Consider the following 24982-nt stretch of genomic DNA (forward strand, 5'->3'; position numbering starts at 1 on the left):
CATGCCACAGTTCGTCTTTCTCTGGACCGATACCTTTGTGCTGGCACTGTTTCTGGCAATGGCGGTGTACGCCTGGCGTGTCGTTAAACGACCAGCCTTGCGCTCGGCCTGGGCCAGCGTGGCGCGTACTCCCTCGGCCATGTGTGCCGCCGTATTTCTGCTCTTTTTCCTGCTGATTGGCCTGCTCGACTCGATTCACTATCGCCCGCTCTTGCCAGCGGCTCCGGGGCAGGAAGCCAGCGCGCCTAGTTACGCGCCGGTGGCCCGCTCCGTGCTGGACGATGTGCTGAAAAAAGCGGGTTTGTCGGAAGTGGAAAAAACCTATTCTGCGCCCTTGGCTCGCTTTCAGCTGACCAAGGAAAGCATGCTGGTCGATGGCCAGCCTGTGCGTGACTTTCCACGTCTGGTGAATGCCGGGGTGGGCATAGAAACGCCGCAGGAGCATCAACACGACATCTTGCAATTAGCCCTGAAAGGGCTGGGCTGGGGCATAGTCGCCAGCCTGCTTTTGGCTTTGCTGCTGACACTGTGGGGGCGCAAACAGAGCCTGGAACCCGGTTGGGGCGCGGCTTGGCGGTATTGGTGGCAGGGGCAGGGCTTGGTGAACTGGCGGCTTGTCTGGCTAAGCGCATCTTTGCTGTTGCTGGTGATGTGCCTGGTATTAAGCCTGAGCGCAAATTATTACGTCCTGGGGACAGATAGGACCGGCAACAATATCATCTGGCAAGCCTTGAAAAGCATACGGACGGCCTTGGTCATTGGCACTTTGACGACCTTTGCCATGCTGCCACCGGCCATCATCCTGGGCTTGGCCGCGGGATACTTTCGGGGCTGGGTGGATGATGTCATTCAATACATTTACACCACCTTGACCTCTATCCCTGGCGTCTTGCTGATTGCCGCCTGCGTGCTGCTGATGCAGGTTTATATCGACACTCACCCTGACAGCTTTGATACCGTTGCCGCCCGCGCGGATTTGCGCCTGTTCATGCTGTGCCTGATTTTGGGGCTAACAGGCTGGGCCGGTCTGTGCCGTTTGCTGCGTGCCGAAGTGCTGAAGCTGCGCGAGCTGGATTATGTACAAGCAGCGCAGGCTTTTGGCGTCAGCCATTTACGCATCATGTTCCGCCACCTCTTGCCCAATGTGATGCACATCGTGCTGATCACCCTGATTCTGGAGTTTTCGGGCTTGGTGTTGTACGAGGCGGTGCTCTCTTACCTGGGCATAGGCGTGGACCCCAGCATGCCGTCCTTTGGCCGCATGATTGACGCTGCCCGCAGCGAACTGTCCCGCGATCCTATTATCTGGTGGGGCTTGGCCGGAGCATTTGTCATGATGCTGGGTTTGGTGCTGTCTGCGAACATCTTTGCCGATGCGGTGCAAACCGCCTTTGATCCTCGCACCCGCCGCTTCAAGCTTGTGCGAGTGCCTCGAGCTGGGGGAGCCAAGGTATGAGTCAGCCTGATAACACGGTGATGAGCAAACCTGCCGCGACCCCGGCCGCCTTGAACATTGAAAACCTGGAATTGCGCGTGCAGTCCGATGCAGGCGTGCAAAGTGTGGTGCGCAATCTGTCTTTGGCGGTGCAGCGCGGTGAAACCTTTGCCTTGGTAGGGGAGTCCGGTTGCGGCAAAAGCATGACGGCCATGGCGATTTTGCGGCTCCTGCCCGAAGCAGCCTGGATGCAGTCCGGCAGCATCGAGCTGGACGGTTTGAACCTGCCCCTTTTGCCCGAACAGCATATGCAGGATGTGCGCGGCAAACGCATCAGCGTTATTTTTCAGGAGCCCTCCACCAGCTTGAACCCGGTCATGTCCATTGGCAGGCAGATCAGCGAGGTGATCCGGCGTCATGATGTGGTGCCTGCCGGGCAGGAACGGGCCACTGCTATCCAATGGCTGGAGCGCGTGGGTATTCCTGCGGCTGCGCAACGCTACGACGATTTCCCCTTCCAGTTTTCCGGTGGCCAAAAGCAACGCATCATGATCGCGATTGCATTGGCTGCTGAACCTGATTTGCTGGTGGCTGATGAGCCCACCACCGCATTGGACGTCACCGTTCAGGCACAGATTTTGCAGCTGCTGGCCGATATCCAAAAAGAGATGGGCCTGGCCATTTTGCTGATCACGCATGATTTGCTGTTGGTGCGGCAGTACGCGGATTACGTGGCCTTGATGCGGCACGGGCAAATTGTGGAGGCTGGGCTAGCCAGTCAGTTCTTCCTACGCCCCAGCCATCCTTATGCCAAAGAGCTGCTGGATGCTATCCCCACTTTTGAAAAACGGGGACGCCCATTGTCGCGTGCAACTGCGCCTGTCGCCGCTGTTGCTGGGCGCAGCAAACCCAAAGAACTGGTATTGGATATTCAGGACTTATCTGTTGCCTACCGGCAAGCGGGGTCTTGGTGGCGACGTCTGCCAGCCATTCCGGTCGTCAAGGATTTGAGTCTGCAATTGCACAAAGGCGAGACCGTGGCGTTGGTGGGTGAGTCGGGCTGCGGTAAAAGCACGGTAGCCCGGACCCTGATGCGTTTGCTGGATCATCAGGCGCAGATCAGCGGGAAGGTGCACATGCAGGGGCAAGATGTATTGGCGGTGAAGGGGAAAGCCCTGCGGCAACTGCGCTCGCGCCTGCAGATTATTTTTCAAGATCCGTATGGTTCTCTGGACCCGCGCATGATGGTGGGGGATATTTTGCTGGAGGGGCTGACTGCATTGCGTCCTGAGTTGGATGCTCGAACTCGCCGCCGCCGCATCGCAAGCTTGGTGGAGCAGGTGGGTTTGCCTAAAAATTCCCTGGACCGCTACGCGCATGAGTTTTCTGGCGGACAACGCCAGCGTATTGCGATTGCCCGGGCCTTGGCGGTAGAGCCGGCAGTCCTGATTTGTGATGAGCCCACTTCCGCGCTGGACGTTTCTGTTCAAGCGCAGATACTGGACTTGATGCGGGAGCTACAGGCGGAGTTGGGGCTGGCTTATCTGTTCATCACCCACAACTTTGGTGTGGTGGAGTATCTGGCAGACCGCATTGCCATCATGGCCAAGGGCCGGATTGTGGAGCAGGGTAGTGCCAAGCAGGTCTTGTTCAATCCCCAAGAGGAATTGACGCAACGCTTGCTGGCAGCCGTCCCCCGTTAAAACTGCGGGCCCGCTTCCTGCTTACCCTGCAGCGGCAGTCCGCCCAGCACTTCTATGCCACAATATGCCGGTCTGTCGGCCCATTGATAAGCACATTATGAGTTTGAAAGTTTTTGATCTTGAATGCGAACACGGCCATGTGTTCGAGGGTTGGTTTAGCTCACGCGATAGTTACGATGAGCAGCTTAGTCGTGGGCTGTTGTGCTGCCCCGTCTGTGACAGCCACCAGATCAAACGCAAACTGTCTGCCCCCCGCATTAACATCGGCGCCCAGGAAACAGTCAGCGCCCCGCTTAGTGCGCCTGCTCCGGCCTCCGCCTCGGCCGCTATGCCTAGCGAGGCACAAATACGGGCTATTCAAGGTCAGCTCATGCAGGAGCTGCGTTCAGTAATCCGTAAATCCGACAATGTGGGCACCCAGTTTGCCCAGGAAGCCCGCCGCATGCACGAAGGCGATATAGAGCCCCGTGCCATTCGGGGGCAGGCGACGGTGCAGGAATATCAGGAACTGGCCGAAGACGGCATTATTGCCATGCCGATTCCCGACTTTCTGGATGACGACCGCCTGCAGTAAGGGCTTGCGCCATTTCATTAATACGGCGGTGCAAGGTGCTGCGATGCAGCCCTAAAGCGCGTGCCGCTTGTGAAATATTTCCCTGATGATCATCCAAGGCCTGTTGCACGGCTGCGTATTCCTGTTCCTTTAAGGTTTGTGCTTTGGGAGTAGCAGGCACAGCGATGTGGCTGCGCATTGAGTGATTCACGATATCCGGCGCGGGGAGCGAGGCCACTGTGGAGTTATGTTCAGGGCTTAGACATGGCAGGGCAGGTAGATCTTCCGCTCGCCACAGACGTCCTGGAGCGTCTTGCACAATGATTTGCAAAAGTACTGAGCGCAACTGGCGGTAATTGCCAGGCCAGTCATAGTCTTGCAGCCGTTGCAGGGCTTCCGGGTGCAGTTGGGGCGCAGCCTGGCCTTGGGCGAGTACGGCCAGCTCACTGGCAATATAGTCCCCCAGGTCCGTGCGTTCCCGCAGACTGGGCACCTTGCAGATGTAGTCCTGCAGGCGGAAATACAGATCTGCCCGGAAACGTCCGTCGCGTACCAGGGTTTCCAGTGGCTGATGGCTGGCGCTGATCAACTGAAAATCCAGCCTGTGCGTGCGTTCCGAGCCTAGGGCCTGGACTTCGCGCTCCTGCAGCACACGCAGCAAACGGCTTTGCAGGCCCACGGGCATATCGCCAATTTCATCCAAAAACAGCACACCGCCGTGAGCTTGTCGCAGCTTGCCCGCGTAGCCTTGGCGACGAGCGCCGGTAAAGGCACCCGCTTCATAACCAAATAGCTCGGCCTCAATCAGCGTTTCCGGCAAAGCGGCGCAGTTGATGGCCACAAAAGGGCCAGACTGTATTTTGTGGCGACGATGCAGTTCACGGGCCATACGCTCCTTGCCCGAGCCGCTAGGGCCGCTCAGCAAGATGGACAAGCCCATTTGCATGGCACGTACAGCAGGCTCCAATGCTTTTTCTTGTTGGGGGGAAAGCTGCGGCGTATCGGAAATATCGCTTGGAACTTGAACCGGGCGCGCAGGTGCTGGTGTTTTAGTGGCTGTGCTCAGGTGCAGCGTCACTGGGCGATTCGTGCTTTTGACTTGCTCCAGAACGGAGTTCAGATCCTGGCCGGGCAGCTCTTGCCAGTCTTGTTTCAGCATGCGGGCGGCCAACTCGTCAACGGCCACAATCATGTCGTCTTCAATGAGCAAGCGACCGCTAAAGGCGCTGTTCAGCAAAGCGGGATCGGTATGCAGGTGCAGTAGACGGCGCGCTGGTGTGCATAAAGATTCCAGCATCTGGCGGCTGATCTGGCGAGCATATAACTGCGCCAAATCCAGGGCGTAATGATGTTCCAGCTCGGAAGGCCCGGAAATATCCAAGACGCCGATGATCTGCCCATAAGGGTCAAAAATTGGCGCGGCGTGGCAGCTCAAAATCCGGTTGTCTGGCAGAAAGTGTTGACTGCCATGAATTCGTATGGGCTTGGCGCAGACCAGCGCCGTGCCGATGGCGTTAGTTCCCCTGTGGTTCTCCGCCCAGCTGACGCCGGTGCGCAAAGCCACCTGTTCAGCCCGCTGCAGAAAATTGGGGTCCCCCGCCTGTTGCAGCACGGTGCCTTGGGCGTCGCACAATAAGACCAGACTACGGTGGGGATGCACTAAGGCCGCCAGATCCTGCACGGCGGCTGAAGAGTGGTGCAACAGGTGATGCTGCTGTTCCAGTAACTGTCGCAAGGCCCCCTGGCTCATGTCGCGCGGTTCAGCACTTAACTCCGACTCCATCGTCTGGCAGCGCTCCCAGGACTGACGCCACATGGTTTCATTGGTCTGCGGGCAAAACGAGTGTAGAGAAGTCATCAGTGTGCTCCGGGAGGGGTGTCGCAATCTGCGACAGGGCTCGCTTTTTGCGACAGTTGCTGTCGCAGCCTGCGACTGGAGGTCACCTCATTATGGAGGGGGGCAGGCCCAGGAGCGAGTCGGGACAATCGCTAATTAGTTTGGCACGCTATTTGCTTTACTTAAAACAAGATGAAGGACAAAAAAGCCTTTTTCTGCGGTGCACCTTAGGTGACATCAAATTAAATCAATAAGGAGACATCATGAATCTATCCGATCTCAAATCCATGGGCCTGGATCTGGAATTCCCGTTCAAATCCCGTTACGACAACTACATCGGTGGCCGCTGGGTTCCGCCCGTTGAAGGCGAGTATTTTGATAATGTCTCGCCCGTGACCGGGCAGGTGTTTTGCCAGGTGGCTCGTTCAGGTGCCGCAGATATCGACTTGGCCTTGGATGCTGCGCACAAAGTGCGCAAGCAGTGGGCCAATACCTCGCCTGCCGAGCGCTCAGCTGTTTTGCTGCGCATTGCCGACCGCATCGAGCAAAACCTGGAACGTTTGGCCGTGGCCGAGACCATCGACAACGGCAAGCCCATCCGTGAAACCCGCGCCGCCGACTTACCTTTGGCCGTGGACCACTTCCGTTACTTCGCCGGGTGCCTGCGTGCTCAGGAAGGTAGTCTCTCGGATATCGATGGCACCACCGTCGCCTACCATTTCCATGAGCCTATTGGTGTGGTCGGCCAGATCATCCCCTGGAACTTCCCGCTGTTGATGGCGGCCTGGAAACTGGCGCCAGCCTTGGCTGCCGGTTGCCCCATCGTCCTGAAGCCCGCCGAGCAAACTCCTGCATCTATCCTGCTGCTGATGGAAATCATCGGTGACTTGCTGCCCGCAGGCGTTCTGAACGTTGTCACCGGCTACGGTAAGGAAGCTGGCCACGCGCTGGCTAACTCGCCCCGTATCGCCAAAATCGCCTTTACCGGCTCCACCCCCGTTGGCCGTGAAATCCTGCACGCAGCGGCTGACCGCCTGATCCCAGCAACGGTAGAGCTGGGTGGCAAGAGCCCCAACATCTTCTTTGAAGACGTGATGCAGGCTGACGATGCTTTCCTGGACAAGGCTCTGGAAGGCTTGAGCATGTTCGCCCTGAACCAAGGCGAGATCTGCACATGCCCGTCGCGCATTTTGATTCAAGAGTCCATCTACGAACGCTTTATCGAGCGTGCGGTAGAGCGCGTTAAACGTATTCAAGCGGGCAATCCGCTGGACGCTGGCACCATGGTCGGTGCGCAAGTCTCCGAGAAACAGATGGAGCGCATTCTGGGTTATATCGACCTGGGCCGCGAAGAGGGCGCACAACGCCTGATTGGCGGGGAGCGTAATCGTCTGGGCAAGGGTCTGGATGATGGCTTCTACATCAGCCCCACCATGCTGCTGGGCAAGAACAGCATGCGCACCTTCCAGGAAGAAATCTTCGGACCGGTGGCCGCTGTGACCACCTTCAAGGACGAAGAAGAAGCCATCGCCATCGCCAACGACACCGAATTTGGTTTGGGTGCTGGCGTCTGGAGCCGCGACGGCTCGCGTGCCTACCGCGTAGGCCGTGGCGTTGAAGCAGGCCGCGTCTGGACCAACTGCTATCACCTGTATCCTGCCCACGCTGCTTTCGGTGGCTACAAGCAATCCGGCATTGGCCGCGAAACCCACAAGATGGCCCTCAATAACTACCAGCAAACCAAGTGCCTGCTGGTCAGCTACAGCCCGAACGCCCTGGGCTTCTTCTGATCTATTGATCTGTTCGTAGTGTTGTAAGACCTCCCCCCATTCAAGATGGGGGGATACCTTCCTTGCGCGCTCTCAATACGTACACCCCCGAGGTCGCAAGGAGCTTCTTCGATCGTCAATTAGGAGTACGCACAATGACTGTCTCTGAATTTTTCATGACCCCCCACAATGTACTGGGCCCTGGCGCACTGGATCAGGCCATGCCGATTGTTGGGAGAATGGGCTTCAAAAAAGCCTTGATCATTACGGACGCAGATCTGGCCAAGTTGGGTATGGCCAAACTTGTGGCAGACAAGCTGATTGCACAGGGCGTCGACACCGCAATTTTTGATCAGGTACAGCCCAACCCCACGGTGGGTAACGTCAATGCAGGCCTGGACGCTCTGCGTGCTCACAATGCGGATCTGGTGGTGTCCCTGGGCGGCGGCTCTTCACATGACTGTGCCAAAGGCGTAGCCCTGGTTGCCAGCAATGGCGGCAAGATCGCCGACTACGAAGGCGTGGATAAGTCCGCCAAACCGCAACTGCCACTGCTGGCTATCAACACCACCGCAGGCACAGCGTCAGAGATGACACGCTTTACCATCATCACCGATGAAACCCGCCATGTAAAAATGGCCATCATCGACCGTCACATCACACCCTTCCTGTCCGTGAACGACTCCGAGCTGATGGAAGGCATGCCTGCATCGCTAACCGCGGCTACCGGCATGGATGCATTGACCCACGCTGTCGAAGCCTACGTTTCTACAATCGCCACCCCCATCACCGACGCCTGTGCGGTCAAAGTGGTAGAGCTGATCGCGAAATACCTGCCCATCGCGGTGCGTGAGCCACATAACAAGAAAGCACGAGAACAAATGGCCTATGCGCAGTTCCTGGGCGGGATGGCATTCAATAACGCATCACTGGGTTATGTACACGCCATGGCTCACCAGTTAGGCGGTTTCTACGACCTGCCGCACGGAGTCTGTAATGCACTGCTGCTGCCGCATGTGCAGGCTTTCAATATGCAGGTGGCGGGGGGACGCCTGAATGAAATCGGCAAGCTGCTATCGGATAACAATGCAGATCTGAAAGGCCTGGATGTCATCGAGGCGATTAAAAAGCTGGCGGATATTGTGGGGATTCCGAAGTCGCTGGAAGAGTTGGGTGTGAAGCGGGAGGATTTCCCGGTGCTGGCAGATAACGCGCTCAAGGATGTGTGCGGTGCGACTAATCCGATTCAGACGGATAAGAAGACGATTATGGGGATTTTTGAGGAGGCGTTTGGGGTGAGGTAGGTTGCGTAGCGGGTACGGAAGAGCAAGACGAGCTCTTCCTTTTTTGTATTAGTGAGATTTAGGTTGCATGGTATTGCTATGAACAGGCTTTTTAATGACTGCTATATCTATAGTTTTTGAATTAGCCTTGTTGGGGATGTTGTTTTTGGATGTCAAATGTTCTCCTTCTTACTTCGGTGTTGTTTTTTAGTAGAATCATTTCTATGGTTATTATTTTATTGTTTCCGCAAAACAAATTTTCTAAAACTGGTCGGAATTTTTCGTGACTAAACTGTTGCGTTTCGAAATTTAAATCTGCTAAGGTTGCGCATATTAAGTCTGGTATTCTCAGCATTCCGTCATATAGTAATTTTCCTTCTTTTTCTGGGTCAAAAAAAATCGGATTATTTTTTGAGTCAATATTTTTTCCTACGCACAAGATATGGTACAAGAGGTGGGTTAGTGTATATATGGTCGGTGTTTTTAATTGAGATGATTTGTAGCTTAGTAAAGCGTCTCTATCTGAAAACCATCCAATTATTTCGAATTCTATTTTTTTTCTTGCTTTATAGATTAGGTGTGGAAGAATTGAGGAGATTATATATATATCTCTCATTATTTTGATATTTATTTTGTTGTTTTTTAGTTCTCTTCTTATTGTTGTCATATCTTGTTTTATTGATTTGTATTTTTCTTTTCCTTTTTCTTCATTTTTAATCCAGTGCTCAATCATTTTTAGTATTCCATCAAATGATCTAAGCAGTGCTTCTTTTTCATTCTGATTTTCAGCTATTTTTCTGTTTTTGTTTAGAATTATTGCAACGTTTATGATTGGCGATTTTTTTATTATTTCTATGAATTTTTGATTTACTGATTTTGTATCTTTTGTGTCTTTTTTTGATGTTTTTTCTATTTCTTTTTCTAATGCTAAGAATGAAGGGGTATAAGGGCAGAAGGAGAATGTTAGCACATCAGAGTTTTTGTTTTTATCATTTATTATGTAGTCACTGTATATCATCCATTTTTTGAAATTTTTGTTTTCTGAGAAAAAATCGTCGAAAATAACTTGTGATTTTTTTTCAAATGTTTCTAGAAATAATTCTAGGAATGGAAATATTCCAAATCCCATTTCTTGGTTTATTTTTTTTGGAGTTGTTTGTTTTTTTTCGATATTCATTTTTTAATTAAAAGTTATCTCATAGTCGGAATGGCACAAGAATGCCCGCCATCCACCGGCAGACAAACCCCCGTAATAAACCCCGCCGCATCCGAAGCCAGAAACACCGCGGCATTCGCAATATCCCACGGTGTCCCCGTTCTCTTCATCGGCACCGCATTGGCCCGCTGCTTCTTGATATGTTCAATCGAATCATATTGAGCCGCAATCTGCTGATAAACCAGCGGTGTATCAATCACCCCCGGCAAAATGGCATTTGCCCGTATTCCTTTATCAGCAAACTCCAATGCCGTAGCAACGGTAGCCTGATTCAGCGCCGCCTTAGACGCGTAATAAGCGAAGTAAGAGTAGCCACTCCAACGGATTGAAGCCAGGGAAGATATATTAGTAATCACTCCCGAGCCTTGTTTCAGAAAATGCGGTAATACAGCGCGGGTGGTTCGCAGAATGGATCCGACGTTAATATCCATGGTCTTTTGGAATAGGGCATCGTCTATATCTAGTGGGCCACCAGCGGGTGCAATTCCCACGTTGTTATGCAGGACGTCGATTTTTCCGAAATGCTCTAGTGCTAAAGCTACTGTCTTTTCCACCGTCTCGGTATTACAAACATCCGCCTCCAAAGCCAGCGCCTCTCCACCTTCCCCAATAATATGATCTGCGCTGCGTTTCGCCGCCGCCAGATCCTTATCCACACAAACCAACTGTGCCCCGGCCCTGGCATACGCCACCGCCGCCGCTTTCCCGTTATTCCAATCCTCTAAAGGCGCGCCCGCCCCAAAAACCAATACTGTCTTGCCTTGCAGGCTTTGTGTGAAAACGGCGGAGTCGTGTTGCTGTGTCATAGCCATATCTCTTACAGAAAACCAATCGAAATCCAGGGGAAGGCGACTACAAAGACCAGTCCAATCAGCAGGGCCAGCATGTAGCCCCAGATCGGTCGTATGCCTTCATCCGGGTTGACGCGGGCGATGGCGCAGGCTGTGTAGTAACCGACGCCGAAAGGTGGTGCGAACAGGCCCAGGCCCATGGAAAGGATCACGATCATGGCGTAGTGCACGTCATGCACTTCCATGACTCGGGCTATGGGAAAGAGCAGGGGGCCAAAGAGCACGATGGCGGGGATGCCTTCGAGCAGACTGCCCAGGATGATGAATGCGATGACCGACACCACCAGGAAGCCTGTTCTGCCGCCGGGCAGGGTTTGCATGAACTGGGCCAATTCGCGCGAGAAGCCTGATTGCGTCAATGCCCAGGCCATGCCAGAAGCGGCTCCGATAATGATCAGGATGGCACCGGACAGAACGGCGGTATCCACCAGCATGGGGTAGAGCTTGCGCCAGTCGAATTGGCGGTAGATGACCAGGCCCGCGATCATGGCGTAGACAATGCCGATGGTGGAAACTTCGGTGGCTGTGGCCACGCCTTTGACCACGGCGGCGCGGATAACAAAAGGTAGGGCCAGGGCGGGCAGGGCGATCAGGAACAGTTTCAGGGCTTCTTTGGCGGGGACGCGCACGACATTGGACAGGTCCTCGTGGCGGTTGCGCCAGCCCACTACTACACACAAGCCGATACCCAGTACCAGTGCAGGTAACATGCCGCCGGTAAACAGAGCGGCGATGGAAACGCTGGCTACCGAGCCAATCGTGATCAGCACAATAGATGGCGGGATGGTTTCTGTTTGTGCGCCTGTCGCTGAAAGCAGGGCGACCAGTTCGCCTTCCTTAGCGCCGCGCTTGGTCATTTCTGGGAACAGGGCCGGGGCAATGGCGGCCATATCCGCCGCCTTGGAGCCGGAGATGCCGGACACTAGATACATCGCGCCAATCAGCACATAAGACAGGCCGCCTTTTACATGACCAAGCAAGCTGGCCAGAAACTGCACCATGGCGCGTGCCATGCCCGTCATTTCCAGCAGCAGGCCCAGGAAAATAAAGGTGGGGATAGCCAGCAGCATCAGGTGCGACATGCCCTCGTCCATGCGACCGACCAAGGTCATGACGGGAACGCGGGTGGTCAGGGCCAGATAGCCCAGTGTGGCCAGAGCAAAGGTAAAGGCAATAGGTACGCTTGTCAGTACGCTGACGCCCACAATCAGCACAAAGAAGATCACCAGATTCAGGTAGCCAAGCCCTTGCAGGTAGGGCTTGATCAGCCATACCAGCAGGGTCAGGGCCAGCACGCTCAGCACCGCCAGTATGGCTTTGGGCTGGCGTATGACTTCAGCCATCTTGCCCAGACCAAAGATCAGCGCCAGGCCAAAGCCCACCGGCAAGGCCGAGGCACGCCAGGCGTTGGAAATTTCCAGGGCAGAGGTGGTGATGAAGGCCTCTTCCATCGCAAAATCAATCGCCGGATACAGGATCAGGGCGAAGAACAGCGTGGTAGCGGTGATGGCAAAGGCGGTAAAGAAGGGTTCCCATTCGCTGCCCAGGCGCGAGACCACGGCAGTCATGCGCATATGGGAAAAGCGATAAGTCGCCAGGGCGGCCCCAAAGGTGGTCAGCCACAGGAAAAGAATGCCGCCTAGCTCGTCGGACCAGGTCAGTGGGGAGTGAAACACATAGCGCGACACCACGCCCGAGAGCAAAAGAACAATGACTAAGGCCAGCAGAGTCGCACTGATAAAGGCCGTCGCTTTAAACAAGCAAGTTTCAAATTTTTGCCACATTGGTGGCTGTTCCTGTATCTGCAGGTTCTGACTGTCATTTGTCATTGTGCTGTGCCTCTAACTTATAAACTTCCGACCACCGATTCCAATTGCTCCCAGCCTGCTGCTGGGAATTTCTTCTTCCATTCGGCATAGAAACCGGTATCAGTCAGACGCTGCTTGAAGGCGGCGGTATCGGCCTGAACAAACTGCATGCCTTTGCCTTCCAGATCGCTTTGCAATTGCTCGGACAGGCTGAACAGGTCGGCGCGTTCCTGGACGGCGCTCTGGTTCAGGTTCTTGCGCACGATTTCCTGAATATCTTCGGGCAGACTGTCGAAGTTGCGGCGGTTCGCCAGCAGCCAGAAACCGTCCCACATATGGTTGGTCATGGCGCAGTACTGCTGCACTTCGTACAGCTTCAGGGTGGAAATCACGGCCAGTGGGTTTTCCTGGGCATCGACAATCTTGGTCTGCAAGGAGGAGTACAGCTCGTTGGCGTTGATGGTGGCCGGTGCGGCACCCAGAGAGCTGAACAGCGAGGTCCACATGGAGGAGGGGGGGACGCGAATCTTCATACCGCTGATATCAGCCGGCGTGGCAGCGGCGCGGCCCGAGCTGGTGATCTGGCGGTAGCCGTTGTCCCAGATTTGCTCAAAGGCAAACAGCGAGCGGGTTTTAGCGATTTCAGCGCGGATGAATTCGCCCAGGCCGCCATCCATGGCTTTCCAGACTTGGTCGTAGTCTTTGAACGCAAAGCCCAGCCCGCTGATGGCGCTGGAGGGAACCAGGGTAGAGAGCACCACACCGGACAGGCAAAGGAAATCAATCGCGCCTGAACGGATCTGGCTCATCACATCGGTCTGCGAGCCCAATTGGTCCGAGGGGAAAATGCGCAGGTCAAAGCGCCCGTTTGTTTGTTCCCGAATACGGTCTGCGGCTTCAACCAGGCGGATATGCAGGGGGTGATGGGTAGGCACGCTATGGGCAATGCGATACTCGAACTCGGCTGCTTGGGCGGATTTGGAAAAGCTCAATGCCCAAGGCAGGGCGCTACTGGCAGCGACTGTTTTCAGAAATGCGCGACGCTTCATTTTTTAATCTCCCGTTGGGTCCATTTAATGGACCTATAGATTTATGTAAGCTGACCTTCCGCATTACAAGACAGGCCTGAAATTAGGACAACCTAGTATTTTTACCTACGATATTTACGTAAATATTTAATATACTGCCCAAAATGCTTCGCTAAAGGGCAGTTCACGTATTCCAATCTGAATCACTAAATGGTCCAATATACGGACCCATATTATCAAGAGTGTGAAAAATGGATTCCAAAGAGAGCCCAGAGTCGATTTCTTCCAGTCAAACCCTGGATAGGGCCGTACAGGTCATGCAGGTGGTCGTTGGCCTGCGTAATCAGGGCATAGGCTTGAGTGATGTCGTGAAAAAGGTCGAGCTGACCAAGCCCACCACCCGTCGCCTGTTACTGGCTTTGATGGGGAATGGCTTGATCGAGCAGGACCCGGTATCGCGCAAGTATTTCCCAGGCCCGGAGATTTATTCCCTGGGGCTGATGGCAGCGCATCGTTTTGGTATTCAGCGCATTGCTGAACGCAGCTTGGCGCGCATTGCCAAGGTTTCGGGCGACAGTGCCTTGCTAAGTGTGCGGCGTGACTATGAAACCGTGTGTCTGGCACGCGAGGAAGGGCATCACCCCTTGCGCTCGCATGTGTTGCAACCGGGGGATCGTCACCCTTTGGGCTGCGGGGCCAGTGGGATTGCATTTCTGGCTGCCATGAGCGATGAGCAGATTGGCGAGGCCTTGGAGGCGAATGCAGAGCGTCTGCGCCATTACCCGCAACTGAGCACCGATATTTTGTGGGGCTTGGTGGCCGAGACTCGCGAGCAAGGCTATGCCTTTAATCGCGGTTTTATTTTTGAAGGTTCCTGGGGGGTGGCGGTGTGTGTGTCTCATCCCACCAGTGGCATGCCCGCTTCTCTGGCGATTGCCAGCGTAGAGAGCCGTTTGCGCAATAAGCGACATGAAGAGTTGGTGGCGCTGTTGATGGAAGAGAAAGCCGTCATCGAGTCCATGGAGATTGGGGAACAAGTTACAGGCCCTTGAGGTGCCGTTTTGGCTTTTCAGGGGTGAGTGATTCATTGATCAAATTTTTACGTTCAAGGAAAACTATGTCTGGACACGCATGTATTGTGGGATGGGCACATACCCCGTTTGGAAAGCTGGATAACATCGACATTGAAGAATTGATTCAAGCCGTGGTCAGGGATTCGATTGCACACGCAGGCATACAAGCCAGCGATATCGATTTTGCGGCTGTGGGTGTCTATAACAATGGTTTGAATCCTCAAGGCTTCGAGGCCGGGTTGCTGTCCCTGCATCAGCCGGATCTACGTTTCACGCCTGCCGTGCACGTGGAAAATGCCTGCGCCACGGGTAGTGCCGCTATTCATAGCGTGATGGATGCGATTGAAAGTGGCCGTGCTCGCATTGGTATTGCTGTCGGGGCAGAAAAAATGACAGGCGTGCCACCTATCCGCATCCCTGAAATTCTCAGCTCCGGTTGCTATCGCAAGGAAGAGGACAATCCGCTGGGGTTTGCGGGAATCTTTGGCCAGATCACCCAAGCGTACTTTGATCGCTATGGTGATCACAGCCATTCCCTGGCGCAGATTGCCGCCAAGAACCATATCAATGCCTTGGCCAATCCTTACGCCCATGTGCGCCGTGATTTGGGGCTGGAGTTCTGCGATCAGGTTTCGGAAAAGAATCCTTTGGTTGCTGACCCGCTGCGTCGTACCGATTGCTCCATGGTGTCCGATGGTGCTGCCGCCCTGATTCTGGCGGACGAAGAAACCGCCCGCGCCTTGCGCCGCGCGATTCGTTTCCGTTCCCGTGTGCAGGTGAATGATTTCATGCCTTTGTCGCGCCGCGACCCGATTGCGTTTGAAGGGGCGCATCGTGCCTGGCAGCAGGCCTTGTCCAAAGCGGGTGTGGGTATTCTGGATCTGGATCTGGTGGAAACTCACGACTGCTTTACCACCGCTGAAATGCTGGAGTATGAAGCCATGGGCCTGGCTCCGCGTGGCGAGGGCTGGAAAGTGATTCTGGAAGGTCGCACCCGTAAAGATGGGCAATTGCCTGTGAACGTGTCTGGCGGTTTGAAGGCGCGCGGCCACCCTCTGGGTGCAACCGGTGTTTCCATGCACGTCATGGCTGCCATGCAACTGGCCCAGGAGGCCGGTGACATGCAATTGCCGCAGGCTGAGCTGGCAGGCATCTTCAATATGGGTGGTGCGGCTGTGGCTAACTATGTCTCGATTCTGGAACGCTTGAAATGATGACAAACGCAGTGGTACAGCCCATGTCGAATCGGGCCATGAATTTGTCGCATCTGCTGACCCAGAATGCTCGCCGCTTGCCGGATCAGCCTGCTTTGATCTGGGGTGAGGAAAGCTGGAACTGGAAGGAGCTGGATGCTCAGGTATCAGCCCTGGCAGCGGGCCTGAAAGCCCGTGGTGTGCAGGCTGGCAGTGCAATTTTGGTGCACTCCAAAAACAGCAATGAGATGTTCCTCTCCATGTTCGCCGCCCTCCGTCTGGGGGCGATCTGGGTGCCGACCAACTTCCGCGTCAAACCGGAAGAGTTGCTGCATATGGTGGAAGTCTCCGGCAGCACGGTGTTTCTGTGTCAGACAGATTTTCCTGAACATGCGGAAACCGTCACCAAGCACTTTCCGGAAATGGATTTGCTGTGGTTACGCGGCACGCCAGAGCCCAAGGATTCACGTCCGCTGGTACGGGGTTTGTTGGAGCAGCACAGCGGTGTTCACACTCCCAATCAGGATGTGTTTTCCAACAGCCCGTGCTGGCTGTTGTTTACATCGGGGACGACGGGTAAACCCAAGGCAGCCGTGTTGACGCATGGGCAGATGGCGTTTGTGCTGACCAATCACTTGGCCGATCTATTGCCAGGTACGCGCAGTGAAGATGGCGGTCTGGTCCTGGCTCCCTTGTCGCACGGGGCTGGCGTGCATCAGTTGAATCTGGTGCTGCGCGGTGCAAAAACCGTGCTCTTGCCGGGTGACAGTTTCAGCACCGAGCAAGCCTTTGCCTTGATCGAAAAGTACAAGCTCAGCACCTTGTTCACAGTACCGACGATTTTGAAATTGCTGGCCGAATGCCCGCATATTGATCAGCACGATCACTCCAGCCTGCGCCATGTGATTTATGCCGGTGCACCCATGTATGAGGCGGACTTGCGCCTGGCGCTACAAAAGTTTGGCCCGGTGTTGGTGCAGTATTACGGCCTGGGTGAAGTCACCGGAAATATCACCGTGCTGCCGCCTTTTGATCATCAGGGTGCCGATGGCAGCATCAGTCATCCTGCCAGTTGTGGCTATGAACGCGCCGGTATGCAAGTGTCCATTCAGGACGAGCAAGGCCGGGAAGTGGAATACGGTGAAACTGGCGAGGTCTGCGTGATTGGCCCAGCCGTGTTCGCGGGCTACTACAACAATCCCAAAGCCAATGCCGAGTCCTTCCGCAATGGCTGGTTCCGCACGGGCGATATTGGCCATATGGATGAACGTGGCTATGTGTACCTGACGGGGCGCGCCTCGGACATGTACATCTCCGGTGGCTCCAATATTTACCCGCGCGAGATCGAGGAATACATCCTGCTGCACGGCGCGATTACTGAAGTGGCCGTGGTGGGGGTGCCAGATCGTCAGTGGGGTGAAGTCGGAGTGGCGGTTTGCGTCTTGAAAGAAGGTGCAGTCTTGACAGAGGCCGAGCTGCGGACCTGGCTCACAGACCGTATTGCCCGCTACAAGATGCCTAAGTACTTCCAGTTCTGGGACTCCCTGCCCAAGTCCGGTTACGGCAAGGTGCCCAAACGCATGGTGAAAGATGAGCTGATGAAATGTCTGCCTCAGTTGGCGCAGGAGGCACCATGCTAAGAGAGGTCAAGCATCCTGGGACGCAGCGGGCTCAGCCTTATATGTTGGCCCCTTGCCAGACGGAAAGTCATAGCCAGACCTTGCGGGCCGGGCATTCCTTGCTGGATGCCTTCCGCCTGGCGGGAGAAGTACACAATTTATATAGCGCCGTCGGGCGTTTCAAGGGTGGGCAGTTTGCTGATCTGCATTATGTGATGCCGGCGCTGTCGTCCTCACCCGATCATTCGGTGTATTACAGCCAGCATTACACCCATCCTGGCCCGGTTCAGATTGAGCAGGCCAGTGTGACCTTGGGGCGTAATCGCGAGGGCGAACTGTGGCTGCATTGCCATGCTGCCTGGCGTGATGCTCAAGGGCAATTGCAGGCTGGGCATATCCTGCCGGATCAAACCATTCTGGGTGGCTCGCCCGAGCTGGATATGACGTATGTGCGTGGCGCAGCCTTTGAGACTCTGCCTTGCCCGGAAACGAATTTCAGTTTGTTTACGCCTGTGGCCAGGCCCGAGCTGTTGTCAGCCCAAGCTCAGTCTGAAAGCCCGAAAAGCTGGATTGTGACTTTGGCTCCGAATCAGAATATCTCGGCTGTTTTGCGAGACATTTGTCAGGAGCTGGGCCTGACGCGTGCCCTCATTCGTGGCGGTGTCGGGAGTCTGGTGGGGGCGATTCTGGAGCCAGAAATCGTTGTTGAACCCTTCGTAACCGAAGTTCTGATCGAGGAAGGCCGTATTGATCTGAGCCTGCCCGCCGAGCAGCAGGTGCAGTTGGATGTGATCATTGTTGATTACCAGGATGGCGTGCATCGTGGTCGTTTGAAGCCAGAGGTGAACTCGGTATTGGTCACCTTTGAAATGGTTCTGGAGGCAGCCTGATGCAACATTCCTGGATGGTAGTGACGGGGGCGGCGTCGGGCATTGGGCTGGCGACGGTTGAACTGTTGCTGGAGCAAGGCGCATATGTTCTGGCTCTGGATAATAACGCCGAAAAACTGGCGGCCTTGACGGAGCAGTTCAAGCACTATGGTGATCATCTGGCCGTCGAGCTGCTGGATATTACCGACGAAGCACGCATTGGTCCTTTGCTGCAAAGCTATCACGCCCAACGTCCTGTAGGCGGTCTGGTGAATTCCGCCGGGTTTGGGCGGGACGTTACTTTTTTGAATACGGATTCGGCTTTGTTGCGCGCCACTTTCGAGGTGAACGTGCTGGCGGCTTTCAGTATCAGTCGGGAAGCAGCTTTACTGATGCGAGAGCACAAGCAGGGTGCGATTGTGCATATTTCCTCGGTATCCGGTCTGGTAGGCAACCGGGGGCGTGCCGCCTATGGCATCACCAAAGCGGGTTTGATCAATCTGACACAGGTAATGGCCAATGAACTGGCCCAGGAAGGCATACGGGTGAACTGTGTGTGTCCCGGTCCTATCATGACGCCATTGGCCATGCAGGTGCATACGGAACAGGAGCAGGAAACCTGGAAGTCTGCCGTGCCCATGCATCGCTACGGCACGCCGCGTGAAGTGGCGCAGGCAATCTGCTTTTTGCTGGATAGCGAAAAAACAGCGTATATGACCGGGCAGATAATCAGTGTAGACGGTGGGTTTGTGAACACCGGCTTGCTAGCCTGAGGGCTGCGGTGTGAAGTGAGCAGGCAGAAAAAAGGGGCTGTGAAAACAGCCCCTTTTTTTGCGCGTACCGCACTGGGCGGCACTGCGTCTTTCTTACATCACGCGGCTGCGGTATTCGCCAGTGCGGGTGTCGATTTCGATCTTGTCGCCGATGTTGCAGAACAAAGGCACGCTGATTTCGGTGCCAGTGTTGATCTTGGCAGGCTTCAGCACTTTACCGGAGGTATCGCCTTTCACAGCGGGTTCGGTGTAGGTGATTTCGCGCACGATGATGGTGGGCAATTCAACCGAGATGGCACGACCTTCGTAGAAAACGGCCTCAACGGACATGTTTTCTTCCAGGTAGTCCAGGGCGTCGCCCATGCTTTCGGCTTCGATTTCGTACTGGTTGTACTCTTCGTCCATGAAAACGTACATGGGGTCAGCAAAGTAGGAGTAAGTACATTCGCGCTTCTCAAGCTGGACAACTTCAAATTTTTCGTCAGCTTTGTGCACGGCTTCGCTGTTCGAGCCGGTCAGCAGGTTCTTGAACTTCAGTTTGACAACGGCGGAGTTGCGACCGGATTTGTTGTATTCCGTTTTCTGAACGACCAGAGGGTCGCCATTGACCATCGCGACGTTACCAACGCGCAGTTCTTGTGCGGTTTTCATTAAAAAAACTCCGAATGGGACAGGCTCCGCCAAACGTAGTGTCAGGGAGCTTTTAAGAGGTAATCCGCTATTTTAGCGTTTTCGGGCGACTTGGGTGTAAAAACTCAGCAAACTGCTGGCCAAATCGGCTTGTGCAGCCAGTTTTATGCTGTATGAACGTGCTTCTTGTTGCCATTGACGCAACACCTGGGGCTCCAGGCAACGCGTCAGCGCGTGAGCGGCACCGGCTTGATCGGCGCTGCTCCAGGCGATGTGCAGATCCTGTACGGCTTGTGGCAATTGGGCGGTATCCAGCCAGGCGCGCAGCTTGTCCAGATGGGCTTGTTCTTCTTGTACATAGGGCTGCCACAGCATGGGCTGGCCGGCCCAAATAGCCCGTACTAAAGAGTCTTCGCCACGCACGATGTTCAGTGCGCTGCGCCAAAGCAAGGCATCAAAGTCCGCCTGATTCACCGAAGGAATGCGCTGGACCCGCAAACGGCTGGCGTTCAGGTCCGGGATTCGCTGTGCAACTGATTCGGGCACCAGCAGCAAGGTGTCTTGCTCCTGCTGCGAAAGGACCTCGGGCAGAGCCTGCACCGGGGCATCGGGATAGCAGAACAGGAACATCTGCTGCATCTCACCGGCGATCAGGGCTTCACTATCTTGCTCAGACACACCCAGACGGCTCAGCATGCGCTGGTAGGCGGCGTTGTCCTGCTGAAAGGCATCACGGCGCGCCAGTAGATCGGTCTCGCGCAGCAAGCCGCCAGTTTGCGGGGCAAAGCCAGGGAAAAAGAAATACTTGTTGATGCCACCCTCTTGCGGGGAAGGCAGGCCGTGGCAGCCTTGAACCCAGGGTTCGGCGCTCAGATAGTCCAGGTTGATCCAGACATGATCGGCAGCGTTAATGTGCTGGGTCATCGCTGCTGGTGGTTCGCAGGCAAAAGCCTCGATCACGAAGGAGTGTGGCGCGGGGTAGTCTTGGCGCTCCGGGTGCCAGTGTTCGATATTGACGCCCTGCAAATGCTGGCTGCGCAGCTCTGGCCGTACATCGGCTTGGATGCGGGCAAAGCTGTCCAAGTCGTCAACCCACAGGCGAAGTTCAGCGACCTGCGGATTGGCGGCCAACTGACGGGCTAGCCGCCAGCACACGCCTATATCCCCTAAATTGTCGATGACTCGGCAAAACAGGTCGATGGATATAGGCTGGGAAACAATGGAAGTGCTCAATTTAATGCAGCTGTACGGGGTCCAGGTCGATTTCGTCCGGCAGTTCCGGGTGCTGCATCTCGCCGTTGATATCAGGAAAGAAGGGCGCGCTGCAGTCGTCGCAGGTTTCTGTAGAGTGCAGACCGGGCAGGCGCTGAATCTGGATCAGGCCCAAGGTGCTCAGCAGGGCGGCAATGACATCAGGAATATCGACGTGGTCCTCGTTATGGAAAGAGGACTCTGCTTCTTCCTGGCTCAGCACGGGCCAGATGCAGCCATAGATCACGGTAGGCGATGAAAGGGTGCTAAAGCCTACGCGGTATTCTTCAACCTGATCGTCACCGCAAGCCACGATAACTGCTCGCAGCTGATCGGGCGACAGCTTCACGGCGGTCTGCAGCCAGGTGATGCCGGCCTTCAGGGCCAAGGGGCGGATTTCTCGGTCCGACTCGCGGTTATTGATGTAGTAGGCGTTCGGTGCCAGAAACTGCAATTGGCACCCGGTAAACAGCGGCGTCACAATGGCGGAGTAACGCTCCACCCATTGCTCTATGCAGCGCAAGTGTTCGGTCTGCTGGGCATCGCCACTTTGTTGCCAGCGAAACAGGGGCTGGCCTACGGGGGCCATGACCACGCCAATCAGAAAACGGGCATCGGCCAGCAGGCTGCTGGCTTCTTCTGGCTTATTGATGGCAACCGCTTCCTGACTGCGGCCCAGGGCCAGGGCGGTCAGACTGCGGGTCCATTCATAAGTTTGCTGATAGGTCTGGGGCATCTCGTCGTAATTGACCAGATTGGGCAGTAGCGCGCACATCGTACCTTCAGCCAGAACGTGGGAGCGCAGTGCTGCTTCCAGTTCTTTTAGCTGCTGCGGCTTCAGTTCCCCTTGTGGCAGTTGGTAGCGTGTCCAGGCTGTTAATGGTGCAGAGAACAGCAAGGCATCGTAGAGCATGCCATTGTGTTCAATCTGCTGGCATTCAGCCTGGGACTCGGCCAGTTCCATCAGGATTTCATAGTGCTGGTGCTGTTGCTGGCTACCCAGCAATTCCAGCGTTTGTTCGACCGCGCTATTGCGTCGCCCGCTATAGAGCTTTTCCAGCAATTGCCCGGCCAGGTTTTGCCAGTACCGATCTTCGATCTGCGAGCCAGAACGTACCAGCGCGTCGGTGAAATTAATCAGACGCTGGATTTCTTTGGGTTGTTGGGCGAGCAGTTTGGAATTGAGTTGCGACATGGACGTACAAAACCGGTATAGGGACAGGCTAGTTTACCCTTTGGCACGACTGGGGTGTGCGAATGAGGGAAGCTCCCTAGGAGCGAGGGGGTAGAACGCTCGCAGGAATAAAATACAGACTGCCTAAGAGTCATCATGAAACGGAAAAACCGCCGCATTCGGGGATGCGGCGGCTTCTGCTGCGATCCGATGCAATCGGGCCGCGATCAGTACAACACGCTGGGCAGCCAAAGGCCGATACCAGGGAACAGGTACAGGATGATGATGGCCAGGATCTGGATGCCCATGAAGGGCATCATCCCCAGGAAGATCTGGTTCAGCGTGACATGGGGTGGTGATACTCCCTTCAGGTAAAAAGCCGACATGGCGACCGGTGGGGACAGGAATGCCGTTTGCAGATTCAGGGCGACCAGCAGACCAAAAAATAGCGGATCGATCTGGTAGTGGGCGAGCAGGGGCAGAAAAATCGGCATAAAAATAATGATGATTTCCGTCCACTCCAATGGCCAACCCAGCAGGAAGATGACGACCTGCGCCAGAATCATGAACTGGATAGGCGTCAAATCCATGGACAGCACCCAGCTGTTGATCAGTTCCTGACCGCCCAGCAAGGCGAAGGCGGCCGAGAAAATACTGGAACCGACAAACAGCCAGCAGACCATGGCACTGGTTTTGGCACTGAGATACACCGATTCGCGCACCATAGCGAAATTCAATCGGCGATACGCGAAGGCCAGCAGGATACCGCCCAAAGCCCCCAGGGCCGCTGCCTCCGTAGGGGTGCACAGGCCGATGACGATACTGCCCAGCACGGCCAGGATCAGGATGGTTAGCGGAAAGAAAGAGCTGAGCAGCATCTTGAAGATTTCCAGCCGTGCGAAATTCAGCATCGCGTAATAGCACAGCAATGCCAGACTGCCGACAAGCAAGAAAATCCAGAACGTCATGGGCGCTGCTTGTCGCTCTGCCGTAGTGGCTTCTTCGGTGGTCCCTGCTTCAGCGGCGGGGGCCTCTGCGCCCAATTCGCTTGCACCCAGCGCAGTGATGGGTTCACTACCTTCAGGTTCGGACAAGCCCCCAGAACCCGGAGGTTCTGCCAGTCCGCCGCCACTGTAGTCGCTGCCAAAATCGTTGAAACCTCCTCCCATTTCTTGAAGTTCATATTGCTCCACTGCTTTGGGGGCGGTAACTGATTGGTAGCTAAAACCCATGATGGTGAAGAAGATCACAGCGGGCAGCAGGGCGATCGCCAGGTTCTTGAGCAGCAGCCTCATGGGCACGTCGATGTTGCGTGGTCCCTTCATGGCGCTGATCAGGCCGGGTACGGCACGGTCCGTGAAAGTCTCCTTGATGGATTGTGCGAAGGCCGGCAGCGGCACGATTCGGTCTTCCGGGGGCAGCGGTGGCGCGACGCTGGGCTTGAGCTTGGCCAGGATGATCACGTACAGCACGTACATCACGGCCAGCATCAGGCCGGGCAGAAAGGCGCCTGCATACAGCTTCACGACCGAGACGCCTGCGACGGCACCGTACAGGATCAGCAGTACGGAGGGGGGCAGCAAAATACCCAGGCAACCCCCAGCAGTGATGGAACCGGCAGTCAGCTGCACGCTGTAGCCAGCCCGCAGCATGGCTGGCATTGCCAGCAGACCCATCAGCGTCACTACCGCGCCCACGATGCCTGTGGCCGTAGCGAAGATAGCGCAGGTGGCAATTGTGGCCACCGCCAGCGAACCTGGGATCCGCGCCATGGCCAGGTGCATGCCCTTGAACAGGTTCTGGATGAGGTTAGCGCGTTCGACCAGGTAGCCCATGAAGATGAACAGGGGCACCGCAATCAGTACATCGTTGGTCATAACCGCGTAGGTGCGCAGGACCATCAAGTCCAGGGTTTGCTGGATAGCTTGCTGGGTGCCCATGTCACGATAGGCAAGCCACGTGAAAATCACTCCCATCCCCATTAGCGTAAAGGCCGTAGGAAAGCCCAGCATGATGGTGACAACAATGAGGGCCAGCATGAGCATCCCCAAGTGGCCATTAGTCATGTCGGCGGGGGACGGCATGAAGATGGCGATGCTCAAGACGATGCCGATCAGTATGGTCAGTCCGAACCAGATTTCTTTTCTCATGTTGGGCTCCCTTTCTTTTCGTGGCCCTTGACAAAGACATCCAGCTTTTTAATGTCCTCGCTCTTGACGTCCACCATGTCCATGAGCTTGTCTACATCGACCTCTTCAACATCCTTGTCTCGTGAAGGCCATTTCCCTTCGCGCAGGCAGCGTACGCAGTACACCATCTCCACAAAGCCTTGTAGCAGCAGGCAAAAGCCTGCCAACGGGATGATGGCCTTAAAGGGGTAAATGGGAGGCCCGTTGGCCGTGATATTGGAGTGCTCCGTGATGGACCAGGACTCGGCGGCGAAGTAGTAGCCGGCCCAAAACATGGCGACCACACCGGGAATGAAGAACAGAATGTACAGAATCAAGTCCAGAGCCGCTTGCAGGCGGGGTGGGAAAAAGCCGTACAGCACGTCTCCTCGGACATGGCCGTTCTTGGAGAGCGTGTAGGCGCCCGCCATCATGAACAGGCCGCCGTACAGCATGTTCATCATGTCGAAGGCCCAGGCGTGTGGGTTGGACAGCACGTATCGCGAGAACACCTCGAACGAAACGAACAGGGTCAATGCCAGGACTAGCCAGCCGAACAACTGGCCTATCCACGTATTGAACCGGTCGATGAAGACCAGAATTTTCTGCATGGTAGGTTCACCTTGCTAGCGCGGAAAGGGTGTGGTGCGTGTCGGCTGCGGCGTGGGGCGCGGCCGGCCTGGAGGGCGTCGGGCACGTCATCCGCATCCGGGTGGATGGGATGACGCGGTGCGAGGGCTGCTGGAAGA

General features: G+C 55.4%; 20 protein-coding genes. 10 read left to right on the top strand and 10 right to left on the bottom strand.

Annotation, left to right across the window (positions count from 1 at the left end; genetic code table 11):
* The first annotated feature begins 1 nt into the window (after window position 1).
* The 3 genes from AC1RSM_RS12355 (at window position 2) to AC1RSM_RS12365 (ending at window position 3712) form a co-directional block, all read left to right on the top strand.
* Complete coding sequence (locus AC1RSM_RS12355; protein WP_492932838.1) at window positions 2-1456, top strand: ABC transporter permease; 1455 nt, start codon at window positions 2-4, stop codon at window positions 1454-1456.
* A complete protein-coding gene (locus AC1RSM_RS12360) occupies window positions 1453-3138 on the top strand; it encodes an ABC transporter ATP-binding protein (RefSeq protein WP_492932839.1) in 1686 nt (561 codons plus the stop codon). The genes AC1RSM_RS12355 and AC1RSM_RS12360 overlap by 4 nt, the downstream gene beginning before the upstream one ends.
* A gap of 97 nt (window positions 3139-3235) precedes the next feature.
* The gene (locus AC1RSM_RS12365; RefSeq protein WP_492932840.1) at window positions 3236-3712 is read left to right on the top strand and encodes a DUF1178 family protein; all 477 of its coding nucleotides are present in this window, start codon (window positions 3236-3238) and stop codon (window positions 3710-3712) included.
* Here AC1RSM_RS12365 and AC1RSM_RS12370 read toward each other — a convergent pair.
* Window positions 3663-5549, bottom strand: coding sequence for a sigma-54-dependent Fis family transcriptional regulator (locus AC1RSM_RS12370; protein WP_492932841.1), 1887 nt, complete (start codon window positions 5547-5549; stop codon window positions 3663-3665). The two genes, AC1RSM_RS12365 and AC1RSM_RS12370, sit on opposite strands and share 50 nt — an antisense overlap.
* A 242-nt stretch (window positions 5550-5791) precedes the next feature.
* On the opposite strand from AC1RSM_RS12370, the gene exaC reads away from it, so the two are divergent.
* Both exaC and AC1RSM_RS12380 read left to right on the top strand, forming a co-directional pair.
* On the top strand, window positions 5792-7318 hold the full coding sequence (gene exaC / locus AC1RSM_RS12375; protein WP_492932842.1) for an acetaldehyde dehydrogenase ExaC: 1527 nt from the start codon (window positions 5792-5794) through the stop codon (window positions 7316-7318).
* Between the two features lie 134 nt (window positions 7319-7452).
* Window positions 7453-8601, top strand: coding sequence for an iron-containing alcohol dehydrogenase (locus AC1RSM_RS12380; protein WP_492932843.1), 1149 nt, complete (start codon window positions 7453-7455; stop codon window positions 8599-8601).
* A 121-nt stretch (window positions 8602-8722) separates the two neighbouring features.
* On the opposite strand, the gene AC1RSM_RS12385 is transcribed toward AC1RSM_RS12380, so the two are convergent.
* The 4 genes from AC1RSM_RS12385 to AC1RSM_RS12400 form a co-directional block, all read right to left on the bottom strand.
* Entirely contained in the window at window positions 8723-9757 is a 1035-nt protein-coding gene (locus AC1RSM_RS12385; RefSeq protein ID WP_492932844.1) for a hypothetical protein, read from the bottom strand.
* Window positions 9758-9771: 14 nt separating this feature from the next.
* Window positions 9772-10602 carry an SDR family NAD(P)-dependent oxidoreductase gene (locus AC1RSM_RS12390; protein ID WP_492932845.1) on the bottom strand — a complete coding sequence of 277 codons (831 nt, stop codon included), beginning with the start codon at window positions 10600-10602 and terminating at the stop codon, window positions 9772-9774.
* Between the two features lie 11 nt (window positions 10603-10613).
* A complete protein-coding gene (locus tag AC1RSM_RS12395) occupies window positions 10614-12431 on the bottom strand; it encodes a TRAP transporter large permease (RefSeq protein WP_492932846.1) in 1818 nt (605 codons plus the stop codon).
* 62 nt (window positions 12432-12493) lie between these two features.
* On the bottom strand, window positions 12494-13504 hold the full coding sequence (locus tag AC1RSM_RS12400) for a TRAP transporter substrate-binding protein (RefSeq protein ID WP_492932847.1): 1011 nt from the start codon (window positions 13502-13504) through the stop codon (window positions 12494-12496).
* Window positions 13505-13734: 230 nt separating this feature from the next.
* Here AC1RSM_RS12400 and AC1RSM_RS12405 point away from each other — a divergent pair, with 230 nt between their 5' ends.
* From AC1RSM_RS12405 to AC1RSM_RS12425, 5 genes are all read left to right on the top strand, one after another.
* A complete protein-coding gene (locus AC1RSM_RS12405) occupies window positions 13735-14535 on the top strand; it encodes an IclR family transcriptional regulator (RefSeq protein ID WP_492932848.1) in 801 nt (266 codons plus the stop codon).
* 65 nt (window positions 14536-14600) lie between these two features.
* Window positions 14601-15770: an acetyl-CoA acetyltransferase gene (locus AC1RSM_RS12410; protein WP_492932849.1), complete on the top strand. Its 1170-nt coding sequence runs from the start codon at window positions 14601-14603 to the stop codon at window positions 15768-15770.
* A complete protein-coding gene (locus tag AC1RSM_RS12415) occupies window positions 15767-17389 on the top strand; it encodes an acyl-CoA synthetase (RefSeq protein ID WP_492932850.1) in 1623 nt (540 codons plus the stop codon). The genes AC1RSM_RS12410 and AC1RSM_RS12415 overlap by 4 nt, the downstream gene beginning before the upstream one ends.
* Complete coding sequence (locus AC1RSM_RS12420; protein ID WP_492932851.1) at window positions 17353-18258, top strand: PPC domain-containing DNA-binding protein; 906 nt, start codon at window positions 17353-17355, stop codon at window positions 18256-18258. Before AC1RSM_RS12415 ends, AC1RSM_RS12420 begins: the two co-directional genes overlap by 37 nt.
* On the top strand, window positions 18258-19010 hold the full coding sequence (locus AC1RSM_RS12425; RefSeq protein WP_492932852.1) for an SDR family NAD(P)-dependent oxidoreductase: 753 nt from the start codon (window positions 18258-18260) through the stop codon (window positions 19008-19010). Before AC1RSM_RS12420 ends, AC1RSM_RS12425 begins: the two co-directional genes overlap by 1 nt.
* Window positions 19011-19103: 93 nt before the next feature.
* On the opposite strand, the gene efp is transcribed toward AC1RSM_RS12425, so the two are convergent.
* The 5 genes from efp to AC1RSM_RS12450 all read right to left on the bottom strand — a co-directional run bounded on the left by efp (window position 19104) and on the right by AC1RSM_RS12450 (window position 24844).
* Window positions 19104-19661, bottom strand: coding sequence for an elongation factor P (efp, locus tag AC1RSM_RS12430; protein WP_003802564.1), 558 nt, complete (start codon window positions 19659-19661; stop codon window positions 19104-19106).
* Between the two features lie 72 nt (window positions 19662-19733).
* Window positions 19734-20873, bottom strand: coding sequence for an elongation factor P maturation arginine rhamnosyltransferase EarP (earP, locus tag AC1RSM_RS12435; protein WP_492932853.1), 1140 nt, complete (start codon window positions 20871-20873; stop codon window positions 19734-19736).
* Window position 20874: 1 nt separating this feature from the next.
* Window positions 20875-22086 carry a DUF2863 family protein gene (locus tag AC1RSM_RS12440; protein WP_492932854.1) on the bottom strand — a complete coding sequence of 404 codons (1212 nt, stop codon included), beginning with the start codon at window positions 22084-22086 and terminating at the stop codon, window positions 20875-20877.
* A gap of 206 nt (window positions 22087-22292) precedes the next feature.
* The gene (locus AC1RSM_RS12445) at window positions 22293-24215 is read right to left on the bottom strand and encodes a TRAP transporter large permease (protein WP_492932855.1); all 1923 of its coding nucleotides are present in this window, start codon (window positions 24213-24215) and stop codon (window positions 22293-22295) included.
* Window positions 24212-24844: a TRAP transporter small permease subunit gene (locus AC1RSM_RS12450; protein ID WP_492932856.1), complete on the bottom strand. Its 633-nt coding sequence runs from the start codon at window positions 24842-24844 to the stop codon at window positions 24212-24214. The genes AC1RSM_RS12445 and AC1RSM_RS12450 overlap by 4 nt, the downstream gene beginning before the upstream one ends.
* Window positions 24845-24982: the final 138 nt, after the last annotated feature.

It is taken from the genome of Alcaligenes sp. GW821-FHT11D07 (assembly GCF_058808495.1).

Excerpts from the sequence above, each read along its gene's own strand:
- AC1RSM_RS12370 (WP_492932841.1), bottom strand. The coding sequence starts at position 5,549 with ATGACTTCTCTACACTCGTTTTGCCCGCAGACCAATGAAACCATGTGG.
- AC1RSM_RS12450 (WP_492932856.1), bottom strand. The coding sequence starts at position 24,844 with ATGCAGAAAATTCTGGTCTTCATCGACCGGTTCAATACGTGGATAGGC.
- exaC (WP_492932842.1), top strand. The coding sequence starts at position 5,792 with ATGAATCTATCCGATCTCAAATCCATGGGCCTGGATCTGGAATTCCCG.
- AC1RSM_RS12400 (WP_492932847.1), bottom strand. The coding sequence starts at position 13,504 with ATGAAGCGTCGCGCATTTCTGAAAACAGTCGCTGCCAGTAGCGCCCTG.
- AC1RSM_RS12360 (WP_492932839.1), top strand. The coding sequence starts at position 1,453 with ATGAGTCAGCCTGATAACACGGTGATGAGCAAACCTGCCGCGACCCCG.
- AC1RSM_RS12380 (WP_492932843.1), top strand. The coding sequence starts at position 7,453 with ATGACTGTCTCTGAATTTTTCATGACCCCCCACAATGTACTGGGCCCT.
- AC1RSM_RS12390 (WP_492932845.1), bottom strand. The coding sequence starts at position 10,602 with ATGACACAGCAACACGACTCCGCCGTTTTCACACAAAGCCTGCAAGGC.
- AC1RSM_RS12415 (WP_492932850.1), top strand. The coding sequence starts at position 15,767 with ATGATGACAAACGCAGTGGTACAGCCCATGTCGAATCGGGCCATGAAT.
- AC1RSM_RS12420 (WP_492932851.1), top strand. The coding sequence starts at position 17,353 with ATGTCTGCCTCAGTTGGCGCAGGAGGCACCATGCTAAGAGAGGTCAAG.
- AC1RSM_RS12385 (WP_492932844.1), bottom strand. The coding sequence starts at position 9,757 with ATGAATATCGAAAAAAAACAAACAACTCCAAAAAAAATAAACCAAGAA.
- AC1RSM_RS12440 (WP_492932854.1), bottom strand. The coding sequence starts at position 22,086 with ATGTCGCAACTCAATTCCAAACTGCTCGCCCAACAACCCAAAGAAATC.
- AC1RSM_RS12410 (WP_492932849.1), top strand. The coding sequence starts at position 14,601 with ATGTCTGGACACGCATGTATTGTGGGATGGGCACATACCCCGTTTGGA.
- AC1RSM_RS12425 (WP_492932852.1), top strand. The coding sequence starts at position 18,258 with ATGCAACATTCCTGGATGGTAGTGACGGGGGCGGCGTCGGGCATTGGG.
- AC1RSM_RS12355 (WP_492932838.1), top strand. The coding sequence starts at position 2 with ATGCCACAGTTCGTCTTTCTCTGGACCGATACCTTTGTGCTGGCACTG.
- AC1RSM_RS12405 (WP_492932848.1), top strand. The coding sequence starts at position 13,735 with ATGGATTCCAAAGAGAGCCCAGAGTCGATTTCTTCCAGTCAAACCCTG.
- AC1RSM_RS12365 (WP_492932840.1), top strand. The coding sequence starts at position 3,236 with ATGAGTTTGAAAGTTTTTGATCTTGAATGCGAACACGGCCATGTGTTC.
- efp (WP_003802564.1), bottom strand. The coding sequence starts at position 19,661 with ATGAAAACCGCACAAGAACTGCGCGTTGGTAACGTCGCGATGGTCAAT.
- AC1RSM_RS12445 (WP_492932855.1), bottom strand. The coding sequence starts at position 24,215 with ATGAGAAAAGAAATCTGGTTCGGACTGACCATACTGATCGGCATCGTC.
- AC1RSM_RS12395 (WP_492932846.1), bottom strand. The coding sequence starts at position 12,431 with ATGTGGCAAAAATTTGAAACTTGCTTGTTTAAAGCGACGGCCTTTATC.